Source organism: Empedobacter sp. UBA7252, from assembly GCF_002472765.1.
In the GTDB taxonomy this organism is placed as follows: domain Bacteria; phylum Bacteroidota; class Bacteroidia; order Flavobacteriales; family Weeksellaceae; genus Empedobacter; species Empedobacter falsenii_B.
Genome location: NZ_DKSQ01000014.1, coordinates 24,363 through 29,395, shown reverse-complemented (window position 1 = coordinate 29,395; position 5,033 = coordinate 24,363). Strand labels below are relative to the sequence as shown.

Annotated in this window: 4 protein-coding genes and 1 tRNA gene; 4 read left to right on the top strand and 1 reads right to left on the bottom strand. The window is 30.3% G+C overall.

Features of this window, described 5'->3' with window-relative positions:
* Positions 1–1,191: 1,191 nt before the first annotated feature.
* A tRNA-Ser gene (locus B2X73_RS03275) sits at positions 1,192–1,276 on the bottom strand.
* A gap of 176 nt (positions 1,277–1,452) precedes the next feature.
* Here B2X73_RS03275 and B2X73_RS03270 point away from each other — a divergent pair.
* The 4 genes from B2X73_RS03270 to B2X73_RS03255 all read left to right on the top strand — a co-directional run.
* Positions 1,453–1,875, top strand: a complete 423-nt coding sequence (locus B2X73_RS03270) for a GNAT family N-acetyltransferase (protein ID WP_291095708.1) — start codon at positions 1,453–1,455, stop codon at positions 1,873–1,875.
* A gap of 41 nt (positions 1,876–1,916) precedes the next feature.
* Complete coding sequence (locus B2X73_RS03265) at positions 1,917–3,086, top strand: MFS transporter (RefSeq protein ID WP_291095706.1); 1,170 nt, start codon at positions 1,917–1,919, stop codon at positions 3,084–3,086.
* A gap of 336 nt (positions 3,087–3,422) precedes the next feature.
* A complete protein-coding gene (locus B2X73_RS03260) occupies positions 3,423–4,895 on the top strand; it encodes a TrkH family potassium uptake protein (protein ID WP_291078573.1) in 1,473 nt (490 codons plus the stop codon).
* A gap of 9 nt (positions 4,896–4,904) precedes the next feature.
* On the top strand, positions 4,905–5,033 hold a 129-nt coding region (locus B2X73_RS03255; RefSeq protein ID WP_291095711.1), incomplete at its 3' end, for an NAD-binding protein.

Genomic DNA, 5,033 nt, shown 5'->3' with positions numbered 1-5,033 from the left:
TCGGCATTCCTGCTAAACCGCTCTAGCTAGCTGCCGATTTTATGTACGACTTTTCAGCAATGACGATTTATAAATTCATTGTTAAAAAAGGATTTGAATATTGAAAAAAGAGTTAAAAAACCGACGATTTAGAATCGAAATGCAATTCAAGTTTAAATTATTGGAATAGAAAAAGTTGGAGTATCTGAGTGGAGCGAGTTGCCAACTTTATGGAAATAATTTATTTAAAATACCTGAGCCATACCATGGCTCCTCCTCTTAATCTCAAATGTTGTTAAAATTGAATTTGAGTATTGAAAAAGGATAAAAATCCGTAAAACGTTAAGCGTAGAGCGCAAAGCTTAATAAAACCTATGTTTCTATTGTGGTTAGAGAAATTAAGTGTTAAAAAGTGTTAAAATCCTGTATCGGTGTATATCCAAAATGACACTTTTCTGTATCGGTTGTGTATCCGCGCTGTATCCATTCTGTATCCATTGTATATCCGTTCCGTATGGTTTGTTCGGTGTTCGTATATCGATGTTAAGTTGTAAAATGTATTATGTATTATGTATTATGTATTATGTATTTTGGTTTAAGAAATAGGATCTGAACATAATTTAGGATAATAAGAAAATAATTAATAGTTCTTTATTACGTTCTTTTTATTGATGACTTATTATTGTATTCATTTGAATTCATGTGCCCATCAGGGAAGTTTTAACACAAAAGGAACCAAAAGTTATTCATATGATTTATTATTATTTTTAAGGTATTCATGAATGCAAAGCATTACAAGACTGCGATTTTCAACGTTCAATCTTCATTTTACTCCTTAAAAATATAAATGACTCGCTATCGCTCACAAATCTTTTATACGCTCGTTTAAATGGGTTGAAGCTAGTCTGAAAATTGTATGTGTTTCTTGAAATTTGTTGATATAAGTGAATTCGTGTATTAATAACAAAAAACGTACAAGGTTAACCATAAACCGTAAAAAACCAAAACCTAACAGATTACTCTATTTGGGTTTGTCAGCGGAGATAGAGTGATTATTTCATATTCCCTAGAAAAAGAAAGTAATTCTAAGAAAACTCTAGATACTTCGCATCTATTATTTTTTGTTTTTCCTTTCAGTTTTATGAAAATGAAATTTTCAACAACTTCAGAAAAGCAAAAAACCCAACAGATTACTCTATTGGGTTTTATTAGCGGAGAGTGAGGGATTCGAACCCCCGGAGGTGTGACCCTCAACAGTTTTCAAGACTGCCGCATTCGACCACTCTGCCAACTCTCCAATAACGCAGTCTATTGCGGTATTGCGAGTGCAAATATAGAACGCTTTTTCGTTTTTCCAAATTCTAAAAACAATTATTTTTAAAATAATTTTTAACAAAATGATTCTCAATAGAATATTTTTATTGTTTTTTTTGAAAAGAGTCGTTTATATCTTTGTTGTAATTAATTTTAGTCATGATTAGAAGAATTGAAGAAGTAGATTTTCCGAGATTGAGAGATATTTGGGTAAGTTCGGTTAGTAACACACACCATTTTTTAGCAAAAGAAGATTTTGAATATTATAAAGAAAATTTACCTAATTATTTTCCGCATGTAGCCTTATTTGGTTACGAAATCGGAAATCAATTGGTAGGATTTGTAGGTGTTGCAGCACAAAATCTTGAAATGTTATTTATTCACAATGATTTTCGAAGAAAGGGAGTAGGGAAGACTTTGTTGGATTTTTCTATTCAAGAATTGAATGTGAAATCGGTTGATGTGAATGAACAAAATCAGCAAGCGATTGATTTTTATTTAAGCCAAGGTTTTAAGGTTACTTCTCGTTCTGAAAAAGATAACGAGGGAAAAGCTTATCCTATTTTGCATTTGAGTTTATAATTTCAGGAGAGTAGCTTAACTTTGTCGCATATTTTTTAGCCATGCTTTCATCAACAGAATTATCATCAACTCAAAAAAATCGCATTCGATTCGCTGTTTCGCTCTTCTTTTTTTCGCAAGGTTTAGCTTTTTCGTCTTGGGCAAGTCGTATTCCGACGATTAAATCAGATTTAGGAATTTCTGAAGGACAATTGGGAACATTATTGTTGTTAATGCCGATTGGACAGTTGTGTACAATGGCGCTTTCAGGAAAATTAGTTGCGAAATATGGAAGTAAAAATGTCTTACGAATTGTCGTTTTAATTTATCCTTTAATTCTTTGTTGTATAGGTTTGGCTCAAAATTTTTATCAATTAGGTGCTGTTTTATTTTTCTTTGGAGTAATAGGAAACATGTGCAATATTTCGGTGAATACGCAAGGAGTTGAGGTAGAGAAAATATATGGAAAATCGATTATGTCCTCTTTTCATGGTGCGTGGAGTATAGCTGGTTTTACAGGTGCTTTGATTGGTTTATTGATGATGAATTTGCATGTGAATACATTTTATCATTTTGTGATTATTTATGGCTTAATTATTTTGAGTTGGTTCATTAATAAAAAATATTTAGTCGATTCTACACCAGCTCCAGCGAAGGAAAAGAAATCTATTTTTTCAAAACCAGATACTGTTTTGGTTCAACTAGGAATTATAGGTTTTTTGAGCATGGCAACAGAAGGTGCGATGTTCGATTGGAGTGGTGTTTATTTCCAAGATATCGTAAAAGCGCCACAGAATTTAGTTGTCGTTGGTTATGCTTCGTTTATGGTGATGATGGCAACAGGACGTTTCGTTGGTGATTATTTTATCAGTAAATATGGAAAACAACGCGTGATGCAAATTAGTGGAATTTTGATGTTTTCTGGTTTGATGCTTTCAGTATTTTTTCCTCAATTTATTGTGTGTACAATTGCATTTATGATGGTTGGATTGGGTGTTGCGTGTAATGTGCCAACGGTTTATAGTGTAGCAGGAAAAAACAAAAATGTAAATCCAGGCGTTGCATTAGCAATGGTTTCAAGTATCTCTTTTTTAGGATTTTTGATGGGACCACCACTGATTGGTTATATTGCTGAAGCTTTTGATTTGAGATATTCTTATGCGTTGTTTGCTTGCTTTGGGTTGATTATGGTTTTTATGGTTGGTAGAATGAAAATTTTTAAGACAGAGTAAAATAATAATGAAAAACTTGTAAAAAGTAAACATAATTATAAATTTGTTTTTTTTATTAAATGAAATAAAACTATGTTTCGATTTTTAGTCAATAACAAGTTTTTTAATGTATTACTATCAATTTCTTACATTCTTGCAATTATTGCATTATTGGTGATGTTTGGGTTTGGATTTCCGGTTATTTATAAACTTTATATCAATATATTTTTTATAACACTTTTATCTATCGGAATTCTGAGAACTATTCTCAAATATATCTACTTTAAAGAAAAAATTATTCCACGAGTCATTATTTTTGATATAGTAAGTATACTATTTATTCTTTATTGCATTAAAATGCAAATAACCGATTATAGTTGGTTTTTTGTCAGCAAATATTTGCAATTTGCTATTGTTTTAAAATTAGTAAGAGAAATTGCTACACCTAACCTTAATTTCAAACGTTCTGTAATTACTCCTCCCCAATTATTTATTTTCAGTTTTTTTATTTTAGTTTTTGGAGGAGCTTGTTTACTTATGTTGCCAAAAGCAACATATCATCCAATTTCTTTTTTAGATGCATTGTTTACTTCTACAAGTGCCGTTTGTGTAACAGGATTAACTTCTGTTGATACTTATATAACTTATACGCCTGTTGGTCATTTTATTTTAATGTTATTAATACAAGCAGGAGGTTTAGGTATTTTGACATTTGCTGGATATATTGCTTATTTTTTCAAAGGAAATAGTTCTTATGAGAATCAAATAGCATTAGGAAGTATTGCAAACAACGATTCTTTGAGTGAAGTTTTTTCTTTTGTAAAAAGGATTATCTATTTAACTTTTGGTATCGAATTCGTAGGAGCTGTATTAATTTATATTTCAATTGCACCTTATAATATTAGTATTGTTGACAAATTATTTTTTAGTATTTTTCATTCAGTTTCGGCTTTTTGTAATGCAGGTTTTTCTACATTGCCAAATGGATTAATGAACAAAGGTTTTGTTCACAATTATGGATTTCAATCTGTTCTAATCACATTGATATTCTTAGGAGGAATAGGTTTTCCTATCTTGATTAATATTCTACGTTATACAGATTATTTAATCAGAAAATTAATTTCAAAAATTCTCCATAATAAAAATAATCGTAAGAATTGGGTTTTTACATTAAGTTCTAAAGTTAATTTAATCACCTCATTAACAATACTAATTATTTCTACAATCATATTATTCTTCGAAGAATATTATTCTACATTAGGACAACATCAAGGTTTCGGAAAGTTTATTTCAGCTTTATTTATCGCCATAACGCCTCGTACAGCAGGTTTTAATAATATGGATTTTTCTCACTTACAATTCTCTTCCATACTTTTGGTTATTTTGTTAATGTGGATTGGTGCTTCACCAGCATCAACAGGAGGAGGAATTAAAACGAGTACTTTTGCAATTGCAATTCTTAATTTTATTAATATTGCACGCGGAAAAAATAAAATCGAAATTTACAAAAGAGAATTAAGCCCTATCAATGTACAAAAAGCTTTTGCTACAATGACCTTATCTTTTTTAGTCATTGGAATAGGAATATTTTTAATAACAAAATTTGATAATCATTTACATCTTATTGATGTTGCATTCGAAGCTTTTTCAGCTTATTCTACTGTTGGTTTATCATTAAATTTAACACCTACATTATCAGATCCAAGTAAAATTGTTGTCATTACAATGATGTTTATTGGTCGTGTTTCAATGATTACAATTTTGATGGCTTTTTTTAAGAAAACTGTTTCATCTAATTATCGTTATCCATCAGATGATATTTTAATTTAAAAGAAAATTATGAAAATAATAATTATAGGTTTAGGAAATTTCGGCGCGGCGCTTGGTAAGAAAATGGTAAAGCTTGGTCACGAAATTATCGGTGTTGACAATAATATTCAACGTGTTGAAGCTTTGAAAGATAAGTTA